Consider the following 18,692-nt stretch of genomic DNA (forward strand, 5'->3'; position numbering starts at 1 on the left):
CAGCCACGGTCGGCGGCGGATAGGCGGCGGATAGGCGGCGGATAGGCAGCGGATCTGCGCTCAGGCCTGCGCTTCGGCGACTGTCTCGCGCGCCGGATCGGCCGACGCGTAGCGGCTCGCCTTGCGCGGCAGGCCGAGGTGATCGCGCAGCGTGCTGCCCGGCAGGTCGCGGCTATACCGGCCGCGCGCTTCGAGTTCGGGAATCACGAGCTCGACGAAATCGTCGACGCCCTGCGCCTGCACCGGGAAACCGAGGATGAAGCCGTCGGCCGCGCCCGCGTCGATCCAGCGGACGAGCTCGTCGGCCACGTGCGCGGCCGTGCCGATGAAGTTCGGCCGCGGCGTCGCCACTTCGAGCGCCGTCTCGCGCAGCGTCCACCCGTGTTGCGCCGCGTCTGCCTTGATGCGGTCGGTGGTCGAGCGGAAGCTGTTGCGGCCGATGTCGCCGAGATCCGGGAACGGCGCGTCGAGCGAGTATTGCGTGAAGTCGTGGTGATCGAAGAAGCGGCCGAGATACGCAAGCGCCTCGTCGACCGTCAGCAGGTTGCGGATCGCCTGGTACTTGTCTTCGGCCTCGGCCGCCGTGCGTCCGACGATCGGCCCGATGCCGGGGAAGATCTTCACGTCGTCGGCACGCCGGCCGTGATCGACCGCGCTCTGCTTCACGCGCTGCGTGAACGCGTGCGTCTCGTCGAGCGACGGCGAATGCGTGAACACCGCGTCCGCGTACTTGCCCGCGAGCCCGATTCCCGCATCCGACGAGCCGGCCTGGAAGATCACCGGCTGCCCCTGCGGCGAGCGCTGGATGTTCAGCGGCCCCGCGACCTGGAAGAAGCGGCCGTGGTGATCGAGCGTATGCAACCCGTCGCGCGCGAAGAACTGGCCACTCGCGCGGTCGCGGACGAACGCGTCGTCGTCCCAGCTGTCCCATAGCCCCTGCACGACGCTCAGGTATTCGTCGGCGATCTCGTAGCGCAGCGCGTGCTCGGGATGCACCTTGCCGAAGTTCTTCGCGGTGCCTTCGAGCGGCGTCGTCACGACGTTCCAGCCCGCGCGCCCGCCGCTGATCACGTCGAGCGACGCGAGCTGGCGCGCGACCGTGAACGGCTCGCTGTACGACGTCGAAATCGTGCCTGCGAGCCCGATCTTGTGCGTCGCGGCCGCGAGCGCGGACAGCACCGTCAGCGGCTCGAAGCGGTTCAGGAAATGCGGGATCGACTTGTCGTTGATGTAGAGGCCGTCCGCGACGAACGCGAACGCGATGCCGTGGTCCTCCGCCTTGCGCGCGATCCGCGTGATGAAGTCGAGGTTGATGCTCGCGTCCGGCGGGTTGCTCGGATGCCGCCATGCGTTCATGTGGCTGCCCGCGCCTTGCAGCATCAGGCCGAAAGTGATGGATCGTCGGGTCATGGGCGTCTCGTGTGGGGTTTTCAGGGGGATGTCGGGATTCCGGCTGCAGGTCATCAGGACTTCGGCAGGCCCGGCGGATTGGTGCGCGCCTCGTCGATCGCCTCGGAACCGAGATTCCAGCGGTCGAGCACCTGCCGATAACGGCCGTTCGTGATCAGCCCGTTCAGCGCGAGCGTCAGCGGCCCGGCGAGGCCGCTGCCCTTGCGCGTCGCGATCGCGATATCGGCCGTGCGCGGCCAGCCGCCGCTGATCGCGCCGACGAGCCGGGTCTTGCCCTGTTGCGCGCTCTGGTACGCGAGCACCGAATTCACGCTGAACACCGCGTCGGCGCGGCCCGACTGCACGGCGACGACCCGCATCGCCTGGTCGTCGTAGTACTGGACCGCGACCGGCTTGAGCCCGTGCGCGACGTTCTCGCGATCCCACGCGAGCAGGATCTTTTCCTGGTTGGTGCCGGCGTCGGTCACGATGCGCAGCCCCGCGACGTCCTTCGGCTCGCGGATCGCGGTGATCTTGCTGTCGTTGCGCACGTAGAAGCCGACCTGGTCCTTGCGGTAGCTCGAGAAATCGAACTTCTGCTTGCGCTCCTCGGTGACCGTCACGTTCGACAGCACGGCGTCGACCTTGCCCGACTCGAGCGCCAGCGGCCAGTCGGGCCATGCGAGCGCGACGATCTTCAGCTTGCGGCCGAGGCTGTCCGCGACGAGCTGGCCGATGTCGGCATCGAAGCCGATGACCGTGCGCGCGTCGGTCGCGTACGAGCTGATCGGCGGCAGGCTCGGCGCGATGCCGATCGTGAACGTGCCCGGCTCGGCGAACTTGAACGCGGCCGGCACCGCGCGCTCGATGGCCGGATCCGCGCTGCCGCGCGGGCGGCCGCGCTGCTCGGGGCTCAGGTCGAACGTCGCGGCGGTCGCGGCGAAGGCCGTGATGCCGATCAGCGCGACGGCGAGCGTGCGCAGCGCGTATGAAGCGATAGGTGCGGCTCGTTGCATGAAAGCGTCCTGTTTGTCGGATACGGGGAAGGGAGTCGAAGGCGCGGCATGCCCGTTCAGCGCGGCACGGCCGGCTCGGGCGCCCACAGATCGGCGAGCGTCGCGGTGCGCGAGCGCTCGACGAGGTCCTTGCCGAACGGCAAGTGCACATACAGCTCGGGATCGATCGACGAATCGAACAGCCGCGTGTAGCCCGTGCCGTCGTACAGCGCCCATGCTTCGGGCTGGCGAAAGCCCGTCGTCAGGTAGAGGCGGCGATAGCCCAGCTGCGCGGCGCGCGCTTCCAGCGCCGCGACGACGCGCCGCGCGAGGCCCTGGCGGCGCAGGTCCGCGCGCGTCCAGATGCGCTTCAGCTCGGCCGTCTGCGCGTCGTAGCGCTTGAACGCGCCGCCGCCGATCGTCTCGCCGTCGCGCAGCAGCAGCACGAACGCGCCTTCCGGCGGCGCGAACCGTTCGGCCGGATAGCGCGCGAGCTCTGCGCGGGCGGACGTGAGGCTGTCGGGGCGGTATGCGTCGTAGCGGGTCGCGTATTCGTCGATCAGCGCGTCGATCAGCGGTTGCGCGCGGGCGTCGAGCGGCGTCGTGTCGATGATGCGGTCGGTCATGGCCATGGGCGTCGCGAGTGGCGCGCGACACGGATGTCCATATCCGGGCTCCGGCGGAAGGCCGGTCCGTTATCGCGGCGCGATTGTCGATTCAGCAGCGGAGCAGGCCGGTTCCGAGGCACAGGCAAGCGGCCGCTGCGGTTTCGACTAAGTTACCGTCGCGATCGACAAAGGCGAACGAAGCAATTTCGATAAGGATTTCGTCGCGCGCGTCAGAAGGCTTTTACGCGCGGTGCGGTGCGTGGTGCGCGTTGCGCGCACGGGGATGGTGGTGCGCGATGCGCTGGCGCGCCGGAGAAGCGGCACGCCGGCTATCGTGTCGGCTCGCGCCGCTGCGGTGTCGGAGCGAGCGGCGAACGCGCGTCAGACCGGCGCGGCGCTCGGCTCCGCGAGCTGGAACAGGCAATCGCCGCGCTGCACCTGCGCAGGCACGCGCTTGCAGACGACTTCGCCGTCGCCCTTGAAGCGGCACAGCACCGGTTCGCGCAGTGGCGTGTCGGGAAAGTGGATCCACGCGGCCGGCTGCCCGGCGTGCACCTGGTCGCCGAGTTCGGCGAGCGGTTCGTACAGGCCGCGCTCGTATGCATAGACGAAGTGACGGTCGCCGTCGACGCGCATGAAGCGCGTGACGGCCGGCGGCGCGTCGGGCACGAGCGTGCCGTGCAGCAGGCCGATGAAGCCGAGGTAATGGAGCAGCCCGTGGCGGCCGAGCCGGATCATCGCCGGATCCGCCATCCCCGCGCCGCCGAGTTCCGTCACGATCGAGATCGCGCCTTGCCGGCGCGCGGCCGACGCCGAATGCACGGGATTCGGCGCGTGCAACAGCGCGTTCGGCAGCCCGAATGCCAGCAGCAGCGCGTTGAGCCGTGCGGCTTCGTCGGCGTCGAGCGGATCGATCGCGAGCATGTTGCCGCCGTGATAGAGCAGCGAGCTGCCGCCTGAGTGCAGGTCCACGAGGTACTGTGCGCGCGACAACAGCGTGTGCTCGATGTAGTGGGCGATCATCTGCGTCGGTGTGCCGGCCGGTTCGCCCGGGAAGCTGCGGTTCAGGTTGCCGTCGTCGAGCGGCGACACGCGCAGGCCTGCATCGGCCGCCGGGAAGTTCGCCATCGGCAGCAGGATCAGTTGCCCGGTGATCATCTCCGGCTCGATCTCGCGGATCAGCTGCGACACGATGATCTGGCCTTCGTACTCGTCGCCGTGGTTGCCGGCCATCACGAGCGCGACCGGGCCGTCGCCGTTGCGGATCGACGCAATCGGGATTGGCTGCCAGCCATACGCGGAACGGTGCACCGAATGCGGCAGGCGCAGGTAGCCGGCGTGCTTGCCGGGGGCGTCGAGGTCGATTTCGCAGTGGATCGGGTTGCGGGCGTGGAGCGGGGTGGTCATGGTCACGGAGGGATGACGGGGACGGAAGGCCTCATCTTATCGGGAAACTGGAGTGACAACGGGAATGAAAGCGGGAACGCTCACCGCCCCGCACGCGCCTGCATCGCCTCGGCCACCGCATCGCGCACGCACGCCGCCACGCGCTCGGACGCGCCCATGCGCGCCGCCCGAGCGGGCCGCGCGATCACGAGCGGCTGGATCACCGTGGATTCGCGGATCGGGCATTCGACCACGAGCGGCGAACGCGTCGCCTCCGGGCTCTGCGTGATCAGCAGCGACACGCCGAGCCCGCTTGCGACCATCGCCCGCACCAGTTCGATCGACGCCGCGCGGTAGCGGACGTTCGGCGACAGCCCGCATTGCCAGAACGGCGCCATCAGGAAATCGCGGCTTTGCGGCAAATCGATCAGGATGAACGGCTGCGCGGCGAGATCCTGCAGCGAGATCGCCCGCTTGCGCTTCGCGAGCGGCGACGCGGCCGGCACGAGTCCGTAGGGCCGCAGCTCGGCAAGGCATTCGCGTTCGATGTCGTCCGGCAGGCCGACGTCGTACATCAGCGCAAAATCGATCTGCCGCTTGTGCAGCCATGCGTCGAGCTGCGCGAGATCGCCCTCGACGAACCGGACCGACAGATTCGGATGGCGCTGCTGCGCGAACGCCAGCGCGCGCGGCAGATAGACGGGCGCGATGGTGCGGAACACGCCGATCTGCGCGACGCCGCCTTGCTCGTCGCCCACATCGTCGGTCTCGAATGCTAACGCCGATGCGAGCAGCTGCCGCGCCTCGGCGAGCTTGCGTTCGCCGAAATGCGTGAGCGTCATCCGCGTGCCGGCGCCGCGCGTGAAGAGCGGATCGTTGAACGACGCTTCGAGCTCGCGGATTGCGACCGAGATCGACGGCTGCGACACGCTCAACTGGACCGCGGCCGCGGTGGTACTGCCGGTTTCCGCGGCAGCGACGAAATAGCGGAGCAACCTCAGCGACAAAGCCATACGAAAATCCTATAGCCGTTAATTTATTCCGATATTTTATCTAATCGCCTCGCTCGACCAGAATCACCGTATCGGCCTACCGGGCCCGACCTTCAGGAGAAAGATGCCGTGACTCTGTCCAGGCTGCCGCTCGACGGCATACGCGTGATCGACTTTTCCCGGGTGCTCGCAGGACCGCTGTGCTCCGCGCTGCTCGGCGACCTCGGCGCGGACGTGATCAAGATCGAACCGCCCGACGGCGACGATTACCGCGCGATCGGCCCGTTCGCCGATGGCGAAAGCGGACTGTTCCGCGCGATGAACCGCAACAAGCGCAGTGTCGTGATCGACCTGAAGACCGCCGACGGGCAGGCACTCGCGCAATCGCTGTGCGCCCAGGCGGACGTGGTCGTCGAGAACTTCCGGCCGGGCGTCGCCGATCGGCTCGGGATCGGCTATGCGGCGCTGTCCGAACGCCATCCGGCGCTCGTCTACGCGAGCGTATCGGGCTTCGGGCAGACCGGCCCCGAATCGCACCGGCCGGCCTACGACATCATTCTGCAGGCGCTGTGCGGGCTGATGGATGCGACTGGCGCGCCGGACGGCGAGCCGACGCTGGTCGGCGATTCGGTCTCGGACGTGGTGAGCGGGATCTTCGCGTCGTGGGGTGTGCTGGCCGCGCTCGTCGCGCGCGATCGCACGGGCCGCGGCACCCATGTCGACGTGTCGATGTTCGACGCGACGCTGAACCTGACCGCAACGCTCGTCGCGCGCTACGCGACCACCGGTGTCGCGCAACAGCGGGTCGGCAACCGCCATCCGACGTCCGCGCCGTTCGGCGCATATCGCGCCGCCGACGGCCACTTCGTCGTCGCAGTGCTCAACAACCGGCTGTTCGCGCGGCTCGCGGATACGATCGGCCAGCCGGCGCTGAGCGACGATCCGCGTTTCGCGACCGACACGTCGCGCTGCGCGCACGAATCCGTGCTGCGCGCCTGTATCGAGCAATGGGCCGGCTCGCACTCGGTCGCGGAAGTCAACGCGGCGCTGAGCGGCGCGGGCATTCCGGTCGCGCCGATCCAAAGCGTCCGCGAGGCGCTCGACAGCGAGCACGCCCGTGTGCGCGGCCTGCTCGTCGAGGCCCCCGCGTCCGACGGCGCGACCGTGCGGCTGCCGGCCCAGCCGGTGAAGTTTTCCGCGTATTCCGGCACGCGCACCACGCGCGCGCCGCGGCTTGGCGAGCACACGCGCGCGGTGCTCGAACGCGTGCTCGGCCTCGCCCCCGCGCAGGTCGCCGCGCTCGCGCAGGCCGGCGTCGTGCATGCCGAAGCCGAGCCAGCCCCCTCATCCGCAACGAATCAGGAGACTCACGATGCATAAACGACTGGGCGTCGCCGACGCCGACCTCGAGATTGCCGACGCGATCCGGCGCTTCGCGCAGGCCGAACTCGCGCCGCACGCAGCACAGGTCGACCGCGACGAGATCGCGACGACGCGCTACGTGCCGGCGCTTGCCGAACTCGGCGTGATGGGGATGAACCTGCCGGAGCGCTGGGGCGGCATCGGCGCGTCACCGGCCGCGATCATTCTCGCGCTCGCCGAGATCGCGAAAGCGTGCGCGGCGACGTCATCGATGATCGGCGCTCATTACCTCGCGACGGATTCGGTACTGATCGGCGGCGACGACGCGCTGCGCGCGCGCTATCTGCCGGCTGCCGCGACCGGCACGAAGCTCGGCGCGTTCGCGCTGACCGAACCGCAGGCCGGCTCCAATCCGGCGGGCATGACCACGCAGGCGGTGCGCGAAGGCGACGGCTACCGCATTCGCGGGGTCAAGCATTTCATCTCGAACGCGGCTGCTGCGCAGTTCATCGTCGTGTATGCGAAGACGGCGCCCGGGCCCGGCACGCGCGGCATCAGCGCGTTCGTCGTCGATCGCGACACACCCGGCGTGACGGTCGCGCCCGCCGAGAAACTGATGGGCATTCGCGGCGCGCCCGCGCACGAGGTCGCGCTGGATTGCTTCGTGCCGGCCGCGAACCGGCTCGGCGACGAAGGCAGTGGCTTCCGCACCGCGATGAAGGTGCTCGACAACAGCCGACTCGATGTCGCGGCGACGAGCCTCGGAATTGCCGAGGCCGCGCTCGCCGACGCGGTCGACTGGGCGAAGCAGCGGATAGTCGGCGGCGAGCTGCTCGCGAACAAGCAGGGGCTGCAGTGGACGTTCGCCGACATGAAAACCCGCCTCGAAGCGGCGTGGCTGCTGACGCTGCAGGCCGCCGCGCGGCGGGCGGCAGGCGAGCCGTTCACGGATCTCGCGTCGATGGCGAAGCTGTACGCGTCGGAAACGGTCGCGTTCGTGACGGATGCCGCGCTGCAGATGCACGGCGGCTACGGCTTCACGCGCGAGATGCGAATCGAGCGTCTGGTGCGCGATGCGCGGATCCTGCGCATCTACGAAGGCTCGTCGGAGATTCAGCGCACGGTGATCGCGCGCTCGGTGCTCGCGTAACGCGCGGACGAACGGAACAAGGAGACGTGCAGTGAAGATTCTGGTCGCCGTGAAACGGGTGGTGGACGCGAACGTGAAGGTCGGCGTGAAGAGCGATCAGTCGGGTGTCGACATCGCGAACGTGAAGATGTCGATGAACCCGTTCGATGAGATCGCGGTGGAAGAGGCGGTGCGGTTGAAGGAAGCGGGCATGGCGACCGAAGTGGTGGCCGTGTCGGTCGGCGTTGCGCAGACGCAGGAAACGCTGCGTACCGCACTCGCGATCGGTGCGGATCGCGCGATTCTTGTCGAATCAGATGCGGGCGTCGAGCCTTTGGGCGTCGCGAAGGTGCTGAAGGCACTGTTCGACAAGGAGCAGCCGAAGCTGTTGATCCTCGGCAAGCAGGCGATCGATGACGACTCGAACCAGACCGGGCAGATGCTGGCTGCGCTGGCCGGTCTGCCGCAGGCAACGTTCGCGTCGAAGCTTGTGATAGCCGACGGCAGGGCGACGGTCGCGCGTGAAATCGACGGCGGGACGGAAACGCTATCCGTTCAATTGCCGGCGGTCGTCACCACCGATCTACGCCTGAACGAGCCCCGCTATGTGACGCTGCCGAACCTCATGAAGGCGAAGAAAAAGCCGCTCGACACGCTCAAGCCGGAAGACCTCGGCGTGGACATGGCGCCGCGTCTGACGACGTTGAAGGTGGCCGAACCGCCGAAGCGCGCGGCCGGCGTGAAGGTGCCGGACGTGGCAACGCTGATCGAGAAGTTGAAGACCGAAGCCAAGGTGCTGTAAGGAGCGGAAAGAAAATGACGATTCTGGTTATTGCCGAACACGACGCGCCGATCGAAGGCGCTTCGGGAGGCCACGCATTGATCAAGGCTGCCACGTTGAACACCGTGGCGGCGGCACGCTGCATCGCCACGTTCGGCGGTGGCGACATCCACGTGCTGGTCGCAGGTCATAACGCACAGCGCGCGGCCGATGCCGCAGCGAAGATCGAGGGTGTTTCGAAGGTTCTGCTCGCCGACGCACCGCAATTGGCTGACGGCCTCGCGGAGAATGTCGAAGCGACCGCGCTGACCATCGCGCAGGGCTATTCGCACATCCTCGTGCCAGCCACTGCCTACGGCAAGAACATTGCGCCGCGCATTGCCGCCAAGCTCGATGCCGCGCAGATCTCGGACATCACGGCGGTCGTCAGCGACGACACGTTCGAGCGCCCGATCTACGCGGGCAACGCGATCGCGACGGTGAAGTCTTCCGATCCGGTCACGGTCATCACCGTGCGTGCGACGGGCTTCGATCCGGTGGCAGCGGAAAGCGGAAGTGCAGCAGTCGAGACTATCGACGCGGCAGCGGATGCGGGCACGTCGCAATTCGTGAGCCGAGAGGTGACGAAGCTCGACCGTCCGGAACTCACGTCGGCAAACATCATCGTGTCCGGTGGCCGCGGCCTCGGCAGCGGCGAAAACTACACAAAGGTGCTCGAACCGCTAGCGGACAAGCTGCAGGCCGCCCTCGGCGCATCGCGCGGCGCAGTCGACGCCGGCTACGTGCCGAACGATTACCAGGTCGGCCAGACCGGCAAGATCGTCGCGCCACAGCTGTACATCGCGGTGGGCATCTCCGGCGCGATCCAGCACCTCGCCGGCATGAAAGATTCGAAAGTGATCGTCGCGATCAACAAGGATCCGGAAGCACCGATCTTCGGCGTCGCCGACTACGGCTTCGTCGGCGACCTGCACGAGATCGTCCCGGCATTCGCCGCGGCGGTCTGATTCCCGCAACCCGTCAGGATCGTCCGATCTTGCGCGTGCCGCCGTGATGCCGCGGCTGGTGCGCAATCGAGCAATGGACTTCAGCGGCTTCGCCGGCCGCAAACACCACGCTGATCGAGCGCCGCTCGATCGACTACATCCCCGACGCCGAGCGCCACGGCAGCCTGTTCAGTCAATTCACCCTGTGGTTCGGCGCGAACCTGCAGGTGACGGCAGTCGTCGTCGGCGCGCTCGCGGTCGTGCTCGGCGGCGACGTGTTCTGGTCGCTGATCGGGCTGTTTGCCGGCCAGGTGATCGGCGGTGCGGTGATGGCGCTGCACGGCGCGCAGGGGCCGCAGCTCGGGCTGCCGCAGATGATCTCGAGCCGCGTGCAGTTCGGCGTGTACGGCGCGATCATTCCGCTCGCGCTCGTCTGCGTGATGTACGTCGGCTTTTCCGCGGGCGGCACGGTGCTCGCCGGGCAAGCGATCGCCGAGCTGCTGCATGTCGATCACACGGTCGCGATCCTCGTCTTCTCCGCGCTCCTGGTGCTGCTGACCGGCCTCGGCTACCGGACGATCCACGCGATGGGCCGCGTGTCGAGCATCGTCGGCACGCTCGCGTTCCTGTACCTGTTCGCGAGCCTGCTGCACGGCCATGCGCTTGCCACGCTGCTCGCGAATTGCCACTTCACGGTCGCATCGTTCCTGCTCGCGGTGTCGCTGTCGGCGTCGTGGCAGATCGCATACGGGCCCTATGTCGCCGATTATTCGCGCTACCTGCCGACTTCGACATCGGCGCGAAAGACGTTCCTCGCGGTGTTTTCCGGCACCGTGATCGGCGCGCAGGTGTCGATGACCTTCGGCGTTCTGGCCGCCGCGCTCGCCGGCGACCACTTTTCGGGGCACGAGGTCGCGTTCATCGTAGGGCTCGGCGCGACCGGCCCGATCGCCGCCGTGCTGTACTTCACGATCGCGCTGGGCAAGCTGACGATCACCACGCTCAATGCGTACGGCAGCGTGATGTCGGTGGCGGCGATCCTCACCGGATTCGGCGGCAAGCGCGAAATCTCACCGCGCATGCGCGTCGCGTTCGTGCTGCTCACCGTCGCCGCGTCGAGCGGGCTCGCGCTCGCCGGGCAGCATTCGTTCCTGAAGGCGTTCTCGTCGTTCCTGCTGTTCCTGCTCGTGTTATTCACGCCGTGGAGTGCGATCAATCTGGTCGACTACTACTGGGTCACGCGCGAGCGCTACGACGTGCCCGCGCTGTTCGACGCGAACGGCCGCTACGGCCGCTGGAACCTTGCCGGCATCGCCGTCTACGTGATCGGCGTGCTCGTGCAGATGCCGTTCGTCGCGACCGGGTTCTACACGGGGCCGTGGGTCGATGCGCTGGGCGGGGTCGACGTTTCGTGGATCGTCGGCATCGTCGTGCCGGGTATCCTGTATTACGCGGTGTCGCGGCGATCGCGCTCGTGCGCGCCGGACCGGCTGATCCTCCCCGATCCGGCCGGCAACGCGGACTGAGGCAACAGTCCGGCAACGGTGAGGCAACGGACCCGGCTCGCGTTTCATCCCCGTAACACAGGCCAGCAGGCCGAAACCGGCCGAACAGGCGCTCGCCCGCGCCACTACGCGACCTGCGGCGCGCGGCGCTCAGCGCGCGTCGGTTTCAGCCTCGATACGTCCTTCTTCCCAAAGCGCCCAAAGGCGGCTGCCGGCACGATACGGATTCGCGCGTCGGGCCGCATAGTCGTCGACACCCTGGCGATACGCGCCGTACAGCGTCAGCGGCGGATTCTTCACGCATGCGGCTTCGCGCGGGTCGGGACGGCGGAACGACGTGAGACGCCTGATCAGCGTGGCGCCGTCGATCACGGTCGCTTCGTTGATCGGCTCATTGCGGCTGACGATTTCGACGGTATCCATTTTGGCGCTCCCCGAGTACTTTCTTTGTTACCCGTAGAACAGCAATAAGAGTGCCAGGCCGGAAAACCCCGCTGATGCGCCTATCGTGCGGCGTTCCGCTGCGAATTGCACGGTCCGAGCAGCCCGATGTTACGAAACATGTAACGTGACACGTGCGTCGTCGCTCGTGTGCGGAGCGTGAAATGTAGCGCGGATGAAACCGGCTGGCGCCGGACTTGCGGGCGGATTTCGGGGGGAACGGGGAAGTGCCGGCCAAAAGCGGGAGCGAAAGCAAACGCGTCACCCACCGCCATCACCCCGCCGTAGCCGGCGCGACCCCACGGCTGCCTTTCGAATAGAACCGGAACCTACCCTTACCGGACGACTTCGCGTCATACAGCGCGCTGTCGGCCTGCCGGATCAGGTCCTCGGGCGTGCTGCCGCCGCCGTCGAGCGCGATTCCGATGCTGATCCCGAGGTTCACCGTCTCGCCGATCGCCAGCGTGTACGGCATCGAGATCTGCCGGATGATCTGCTCGGCGAGATTCGAACACGCGACCATCTCCGTGTCGTCGATGGCGACGATGAACTCGTCGCCACCAATGCGCGCCGCGAGCTCGCCGGGCGGCAGCGTCTTCCTGAGCCGCGCGGCCACCTGCGTCAGCACGTCGTCGCCGGCGTGATGGCCGAACCGGTCGTTGATCGCCTTGAAGCCGTCAAGATCGAGATACATCACGCCGAGCGCCATCCCGTGGCGCCGCGTGCGCCGCGCCAGCATGCGCTTCAGCTCCGCGTGGAGTTCGTGCCGGTTCGGCAGGCCCGTCAGCGCGTCGTGCCTTGCGAGGTGGCGGATGTGTTGCTCCGCGCGGCGGCGAGCGGTGACGTCCTCGACGATGATCACCGCGCTGCCGTCCGGCACGAGGTGCCGCGTCATCTCGAGCTGCCGGCCATCGGCGAGCGTGATCTCGAACGGCGCCGGTTCGCGGAACAGCCAGCCGCGACACCGCGCGCCGAGCGCGGTGTCGTCAGGCTCCGCGGTCAGGCCCGCGCCGAGCGCCACGACGACGTCCGGGAACGGCGTGTTCAGCATGATCTCGCGAGGCGAGCCGAACAGTTGCGCGGTGCGCCGGTTCGCGACGATCACGCGGTTGTCGCCGTCGACCATGCACAGGCCGTGCGGCATATGCGTCAGTGCAGCGTCGAAGCGCGCGACGAGCTCGGCGTTGCGCTGCCGCGCGGCGATCAGCGCGACCAGCACCTTGTAGTGCCGCTGCACGACCGTGCGCATCGCAACGAGGTAGATCGCAATCGGCGGCAGCAGCAGCCACGCGCCGCTGCGCGGCGCCAGCAGCGCGCCGGCCCCGATCGGCAGCACGCCGAGCGTGATCTGCGACATCGCGAGACGCGGCAGTGCAGCATTGCGCGACCCGATCCCGCCGAACACGCCGCCCGCGACCATCACCGACAGCGTGCCAATCTCGACGTCGACCGCCTGCACGCAACCCATCGTGCCCAGCCCGAGCAGGAAACATGCGGCGAGCGACACCGGCGCGTAGCGCATCGCCCAGTCTTCCACGCGCGGGTCGCCGGCATCGCGGCCCGCGATGTACGCGCGCGCGATCGCGAGCCGCGCCGCGAGCAGGCCGAGATCGGCGATCAGCCACAGCACGCACCAGGTCTGCTGCAGCCGCATCAGCGCGACGATCGCGACGAAATTGCTCGCGAGGCCGGACAGGAACATCGGCCGGATGTCTTCGAACAGGGTGGAGAGCAGGGACGGGCGCAATGCAGCCGTCACGCGGTGATTGCCGGAGGGAGGGGTAGCGAGAACGGAGTGCAGGAGAGATGCCCTGACTGCCATGATCGATGACCTCGACACGATGACCGCCGGTGGCGCCCGCATCGTTGCGGGCGAAACCGGTGGGCCGGATGCGCAAGACCTTAACACGAAATATCGCCATCCGGTCGGATGACGGGCGCCCGCCCGTGCGCACCGCGTTATATGCGTTCCAATAAGTAATACATATGAGAAACGCTATAGCCGCCATACGGGAAACGATGCCAGAATGCGCGCCGCTCCGAAGGCCGCGACATCCGCTCGCCGTCGCGAGCCGCACCAGGAGGTCCCCCCATGAAAAACCACGGCCTGTCACGGCGAGGTTTTCTGAAAGCCAGCGTGCTGGCGGGCGTCGCAGTCTACGTCGCGCCCCTCGGCAGCCGCGCATTCGCAGCACTCTTCGAAGAAAAACTCCTTACTCCGGTCAAATGGGATAGCGTCACCGGCATCCCCCGTTTCCGCATCGACGGCATCGCCAAGGTCACGGGCTCGAAAGTGTTCGCCCGCGACGTGCGCGCGGCCGACATGCCGCACTGGCCGCAACAGCAGTCGCATGCGCTTATCCTGCGCGCGACACAGGCCGACCGCGTCTACGAAGGTTTCGACCTGTCGCTGCTCGGCGACGACCTGAAGCCCGACCGCATCGTCACCGCCGACGATCTCGCGCGCGACGGCGTCGCGTTCCCGGCGTTCTACGGCGATGACATGCTGTTGCCCGCCGGCAAGACGCCCGCGTATCTCGGCCATGCCGTCGCGATCCTGATCTATCACGACTTCGCGCGCTTCCGCTTCGCGAAGAACCTGCTCAAGTTCCGCGACGACGTGATCCGCTACGGCGCGGTCACGGGCCCGCTCGAGCGCGACCCGTGGGGCACATTCCGCTACGTGCGCGTCGGCGGCAAGACCGCTTACGACGACGACGTCTATTCGAGCCTGAAGGACGCGCCGATCTTCCCGAGCATGATGCGCAAGCGCCAGCCCGTGTGGCCGGACGGCAAGGAACACGGCAAGCTCGACGAGCAGGGGATGTTCCATGCGGAGCGGATCGCCGGCGAGCTCGACCATCCGTCGGCCGACTGGCTCGTGTTCGACCGCGAGTACAGCACGCAGTCGGTCGACACCGCCGCGCTCGAACCCGACAACGCGAACTGCTGGTACGACGCCGCGACGCAGGCGCTGCACCTCGTCGTGCCGACCCAGTCGCCGCTCGAAGTGGCCGAGAATGCCGCGGCGATGGTCGCGAAATGCCGTTTCCCGGTGAAGAAGCTGTTCGTGCATCCGTGCTACACGGTCGGCTACGGATCGAAGGATCACTGCAACGTGCCGTTCTACGGGCTCGTCTGCGCACTGTATGCGGACGGTCGCCCGGTGCGTTTCGCGAACGACCGCTACGAGCAGTTCCAGACGTCGCTGAAGCGTCACGCGTTCAAGATGCATTACCGGATCGCGGTCGACCGCAACACGGGGCTGCTGCAATCGTTCAAGGGCGACTTCGAGGCGGATGGCGGCGGCCGCATGAACTTCTCGCCGTCGGTCGCGATGGTCGGCGCGACGGCCGCGCAATCGATCTATTACTTCCCGAAGAGCGATCTGGCCGCGGTCGCGATCGCGTCGCGCGCGATCGACGCGGGTTCCGCGCGCGGCTACGGCACGCTGCAGAGCATGGCCGCGACCGAGATGGCGGTGGACGAGATCGCCGCGCAGCTGCAGCTCGACCCGATCGAGTTCCGCTTGAAGAACGCGCTGCGCTCGGGGATGAAGAACACGCAGGGTGCGATTCCGGCTGGCGCGCTGCGCGTCGACGACGTGCTCGAACGCGCGAGGCAGCACCCGCTGTGGACGCGCCGTGTCGCACGCAAGACCGAATTCGAGGCCGCGCATCCTGGCAAGCGCTACGGCGTCGGCTTCGCATGCGTGCAGAAGGATTTCGGCACCGGCGCGGAAGCGTCGTTCGCAAAGGTCGAGTTCGACGAGAGCGGCCAGGTCACGCTGCATCACACGGCCGCCGAGATCGGCACCGGGATGTCGACGTCGCAGGCCGTCGCGGTCACGAAATGGCTCGGCCGGCCGGCGACGGACGTGCGCGTCGCGGTAACCGACTGGCCGGACCTGCCGGTCGAGACGAGCGGCGATCCGTACCTGATGTCGCAGGCGGACCAGGACCGGCTGAGCGCGAACCCGCGCTGGTCGCCGAGCTACGCGTCGCCGTCGAGCGCGACGAACTCCGCGTACTACTTCACGCACAGCACGCGCGAAGCCGCGCGCGCAGTGTTCCGCTACGGGCTGTGGCCCGCGGCGATGTCGATCTGGACGCGCGGCCTCGGCGGCGGCCAGGCCGCGCCATACACGATCCGCATCGAGGACGCGCGCTGGGTCGACGGCAAGCTGACGGCCGACGGCCTCGAGCCGCTGACGTTCGAACAGCTTGCGAAGCAGGCGTATGCGCTCGGCCTGCCGACCGGTGCGGTCGTGCACGTGTTCAATCGCTGGCAGTGGACCGACGCCGAGTTCGAGATCGGCGGCGCGGTCGAGCGTTTGCCGATCGACGGGTTGTCGCTGCGCATCGGCGCGCCGAACACGGCAGCGGCGAATGCGGTGGCGAATGCGGCGGCTTCCGGCGCCGCCGCATCGGGCGCCGCGCGCGGCCAGGCGCCGGCCGGCGCGACCGCGATCCGCGGCACGCTGCCGCCGACCGCGAACGGCTATCGCGTGCTGGACCGCAAGCGCGTGTTCATCCCGCCGACGAGCCGCAACAACGCGGCCGTCACGGACTACACCGCGGTCGGCACGCTCGTCGAGCTCGCGATCCATGAAGCGACCGGCAAGGTCGAACTGCTCACGCACCACTCGATCATGGAGTGCGGCAACCAGATCTCGCCGCAGCTCGTGTCGGGCCAGTTGCAGGGCGGCCTCGCGATGGGCATCGGCCACGCGCTGCACGAATACCTGCCGCTGTACGAGGACGGCCCCGGCAACGGCACGTGGAACTTCAACCGCTATACGCTGCCGCGCGCGTCCGACGTCGCCGTGTGGACGCAGACGGGCGAAGTGCTGCCGCCGCTGTCCGAAACCGATCCGCCGAAGGGCGTCGCCGAAGTGGTGATGATTCCGGTCGTCGGCGCGATCGTGAACGGCATCGCGCACGCGATCGGCCATCGTTTCACCGACTTGCCGGTGACCCCGCAAAAGATTCAGGAGGTGCTCGCATGACGACCGCCCATACCGCCGCGTCGGCCACCAGCGCTGGCAGCGCCACCAGCGCCACCAGCATCATTCCCCCGGCCGCAGGCGCTGCAAGCGCCACTAACGCCACTATCGCCATCCCTGCGTCCGCCGGCGGCGCCAGCGCGCCGGCCCCGGCGACCGCAGCCGCAGCCGCGGCCGCGGCCGCGGCACCGGCACAGGCACAGGCACAGGCTTCAACACCGGCTGCCGCGCCCGTCGAGCGCCCGCTCGTCCGGTTCCAGCCGAAGCCGCTGTCCGTGACCATCAACGGCAAGTCCGTCGGCCCGATGCAGGTGCCCGAAGGGCTGATGATGATCGAGTTCCTGCACGAGTACGCGGGCCTGACCGGCTCGCGGCTCGGCTGCGGGCAGGGCATCTGCCACGCGTGCGTGGTGATCCTCGACAAGCCGGACGGCACGAGCGAGGAAATCCGCAGCTGCATCACCGGCGCGCACTTCTTTCATGGTCGCTCGATCCGCACGGTCGAAGGCCACGCGAAGCGCAACGACGCGGGCGAAGTGGTCGAGCTGTCGCCGATCCAGCAGAAGTTTCTCGAGCATTTCAGCTTCCAGTGCGGCTACTGCACGCCGGGCTTCGTCAACGCGGCCACGGTGCTGATCGAGCGGCTGAAGCGCGAGCCGGTCGCGAAGGCCGACGTCGAACGCACGATCACCGAAGCGCTCGATTCGCACCTCTGCCGCTGCACGGGCTACGTCCGTTACTACGAAGCGGTAAAGGACGTCGTGTTGACGACGCCGGGACTCGTGAAGGACGCCGCATGACACGCACATTCGCCCATCGAGTCGCGCGCGCAGTGCGCGTGCCCGCGCTGGCGGCCGCCGGCGCACTGGCGCTCGCCGCCTGCGGCGGCCACGACGCGCCGAGCGTCGCCACCGCGCCGGCGCCCGACCAGATCGCGCGCGGCCGCTATCTCGTGAAGGCCGCCGACTGCGCGGCCTGCCATACCGCGAAGGACGGCGCGCCGTTCGCCGGCGGCGCGAAGCTCGATTCGCCATACGGCACGTTCTACGGCTCGAACATCACGCCGGACAAGGATCACGGAATCGGCAGCTGGAGCGCGGACGACTTCTACGCCGCGCTGCACGACGGCAAGGCGCCGGGCCGGCGGCTGTATCCGTCGATGCCGTACACGTCGTACCGGCAGCTCACGCGCGCCGATACGGACGCAATGTACGCATACCTGATGTCGGTAAAACCGGTCGCGCAGGAAAACCGTCCGCACGAATTGTCGTTCCCGTACAACCTGAGGTTCGGGATGGCGATCTGGGACCTGCTGTTCCTGAAGAACAGCCTGCCCGACGCATCGACCGGCCAGTCCGCCGACTGGCAGCGCGGCCGCTATGTCGCGAATGCGCTCGGCCACTGCGCGGAATGCCATACGCCGCGCAGCTTCACGGGCCAGCTCGACGGCGCGAAGCCGTTCGCGGGCGCGGCGCTCGGCCGCGTGGCCGCACCCGACATCACGCCGGCGGGCCTCGCCGCACGCGGCTGGACGGGCGCCGACCTGCAGGCGTTCTTCGGCGTCGGCATCGCGCCGCAAGGCTCCGCGTTCGGCGAGATGTACCCGGTTGTGCACCTGAGCACGCAGTACCTGACGAAGGACGACCTGCGCGGGCTGTCCGTGTACCTGCTCGGCGACACGCCGCCGGCGCCGCAATGGGGGAAGCCGGTGTCGGCCGACGCGGCGCAGCTTGCGGCGGGCCGCTCGGTCTACCTCGCGGTCTGCGCCGGCTGTCACGGGCTCGGCGGCGAGGGCAAGCCGCACGTCGCGGTGCCGATGAACGGCAACTCGACGCTGCGACAGCCCGATCCGCGCAACCTGCTCGTAGCGATGCTCGACGGCATCGACGCGCAGAAGTTCGCCGGCGTCGAAAACATGCAGTCGATGCCGGGCTTCGCGCTGACGTTGAGCGACGACGAACTCGCGCAGCTCGCGAACTACCTGCGCGCGACCTGGGGCGGGCAGCCGGCGAACATCACACCGGCCGACGTGAAGGCGATGCGCTGACGGGGAAGGGCGGGGCGCCGCGGCTCGAGGCAGCCGGTTTGCGGCGCTCGCGCACGGCGGCCCGTG

Annotated in this window: 15 protein-coding genes; 8 read left to right on the top strand and 7 right to left on the bottom strand. The window is 68.2% G+C overall.

What is annotated here, in order from left to right; genetic code table 11:
- Positions 1 to 60: 60 nt before the first annotated feature.
- From DID96_RS01360 to DID96_RS01380, 5 genes are all read right to left on the bottom strand, one after another.
- A complete protein-coding gene (locus DID96_RS01360; RefSeq protein WP_124597475.1) occupies positions 61 to 1,410 on the bottom strand; it encodes an LLM class flavin-dependent oxidoreductase in 1,350 nt (449 codons plus the stop codon).
- Positions 1,411 to 1,463: 53 nt separating this feature from the next.
- Positions 1,464 to 2,405: an ABC transporter substrate-binding protein gene (locus tag DID96_RS01365; RefSeq protein ID WP_124597476.1), complete on the bottom strand. Its 942-nt coding sequence runs from the start codon at positions 2,403 to 2,405 to the stop codon at positions 1,464 to 1,466.
- Positions 2,406 to 2,461: 56 nt separating this feature from the next.
- Entirely contained in the window at positions 2,462 to 3,016 is a 555-nt protein-coding gene (locus DID96_RS01370; RefSeq protein WP_124597477.1) for a GNAT family N-acetyltransferase, read from the bottom strand.
- Positions 3,017 to 3,373: 357 nt separating this feature from the next.
- Positions 3,374 to 4,399, bottom strand: coding sequence for a succinylglutamate desuccinylase/aspartoacylase family protein (locus DID96_RS01375; RefSeq protein ID WP_124597478.1), 1,026 nt, complete (start codon positions 4,397 to 4,399; stop codon positions 3,374 to 3,376).
- Positions 4,400 to 4,479: 80 nt separating this feature from the next.
- A complete protein-coding gene (locus tag DID96_RS01380) occupies positions 4,480 to 5,391 on the bottom strand; it encodes a LysR family transcriptional regulator (RefSeq protein ID WP_124597479.1) in 912 nt (303 codons plus the stop codon).
- 108 nt (positions 5,392 to 5,499) lie between these two features.
- Here DID96_RS01380 and DID96_RS01385 point away from each other — a divergent pair, with 108 nt between their 5' ends.
- The 5 genes from DID96_RS01385 to DID96_RS01405 all read left to right on the top strand — a co-directional run bounded on the left by DID96_RS01385 (position 5,500) and on the right by DID96_RS01405 (position 11,154).
- A complete protein-coding gene (locus DID96_RS01385) occupies positions 5,500 to 6,750 on the top strand; it encodes a CaiB/BaiF CoA-transferase family protein (RefSeq protein WP_124597480.1) in 1,251 nt (416 codons plus the stop codon).
- Positions 6,743 to 7,882 carry an acyl-CoA dehydrogenase family protein gene (locus tag DID96_RS01390; RefSeq protein WP_124597481.1) on the top strand — a complete coding sequence of 380 codons (1,140 nt, stop codon included), beginning with the start codon at positions 6,743 to 6,745 and terminating at the stop codon, positions 7,880 to 7,882. The genes DID96_RS01385 and DID96_RS01390 overlap by 8 nt, the downstream gene beginning before the upstream one ends.
- Before the next feature lie 31 nt (positions 7,883 to 7,913).
- A complete protein-coding gene (locus tag DID96_RS01395; RefSeq protein ID WP_124597482.1) occupies positions 7,914 to 8,663 on the top strand; it encodes an electron transfer flavoprotein subunit beta/FixA family protein in 750 nt (249 codons plus the stop codon).
- A 14-nt stretch (positions 8,664 to 8,677) separates the two neighbouring features.
- Positions 8,678 to 9,649 (top strand): electron transfer flavoprotein subunit alpha/FixB family protein, encoded by a 972-nt coding sequence (locus DID96_RS01400; protein WP_124597483.1) that lies wholly within the window; start codon positions 8,678 to 8,680, stop codon positions 9,647 to 9,649.
- 65 nt (positions 9,650 to 9,714) lie between these two features.
- On the top strand, positions 9,715 to 11,154 hold the full coding sequence (locus DID96_RS01405) for a cytosine permease (protein WP_124597484.1): 1,440 nt from the start codon (positions 9,715 to 9,717) through the stop codon (positions 11,152 to 11,154).
- 129 nt (positions 11,155 to 11,283) lie between these two features.
- On the opposite strand, the gene DID96_RS01410 is transcribed toward DID96_RS01405, so the two are convergent.
- Positions 11,284 to 11,556 carry a hypothetical protein gene (locus DID96_RS01410; RefSeq protein ID WP_124597485.1) on the bottom strand — a complete coding sequence of 91 codons (273 nt, stop codon included), beginning with the start codon at positions 11,554 to 11,556 and terminating at the stop codon, positions 11,284 to 11,286.
- A 292-nt stretch (positions 11,557 to 11,848) separates the two neighbouring features.
- Positions 11,849 to 13,396 carry a sensor domain-containing diguanylate cyclase gene (locus DID96_RS01415; protein WP_124597486.1) on the bottom strand — a complete coding sequence of 516 codons (1,548 nt, stop codon included), beginning with the start codon at positions 13,394 to 13,396 and terminating at the stop codon, positions 11,849 to 11,851.
- A 270-nt stretch (positions 13,397 to 13,666) separates the two neighbouring features.
- Between DID96_RS01415 and DID96_RS01420 the strand changes: the two genes are divergently transcribed.
- From DID96_RS01420 to DID96_RS01430, 3 genes are read left to right on the top strand one after another with little or no spacing between them, the layout of a single operon-like run.
- Complete coding sequence (locus tag DID96_RS01420; protein WP_124597487.1) at positions 13,667 to 16,582, top strand: xanthine dehydrogenase family protein molybdopterin-binding subunit; 2,916 nt, start codon at positions 13,667 to 13,669, stop codon at positions 16,580 to 16,582.
- Complete coding sequence (locus DID96_RS01425; RefSeq protein ID WP_260463765.1) at positions 16,579 to 17,379, top strand: (2Fe-2S)-binding protein; 801 nt, start codon at positions 16,579 to 16,581, stop codon at positions 17,377 to 17,379. Before DID96_RS01420 ends, DID96_RS01425 begins: the two co-directional genes overlap by 4 nt.
- Entirely contained in the window at positions 17,376 to 18,626 is a 1,251-nt protein-coding gene (locus tag DID96_RS01430) for a cytochrome c (protein WP_124597488.1), read from the top strand. The genes DID96_RS01425 and DID96_RS01430 overlap by 4 nt, the downstream gene beginning before the upstream one ends.
- Positions 18,627 to 18,692: the final 66 nt, after the last annotated feature.

Origin of the sequence: Burkholderia sp. Bp8963, assembly GCF_003854275.1 — a bacterium.
Classification (GTDB): domain Bacteria; phylum Pseudomonadota; class Gammaproteobacteria; order Burkholderiales; family Burkholderiaceae; genus Burkholderia.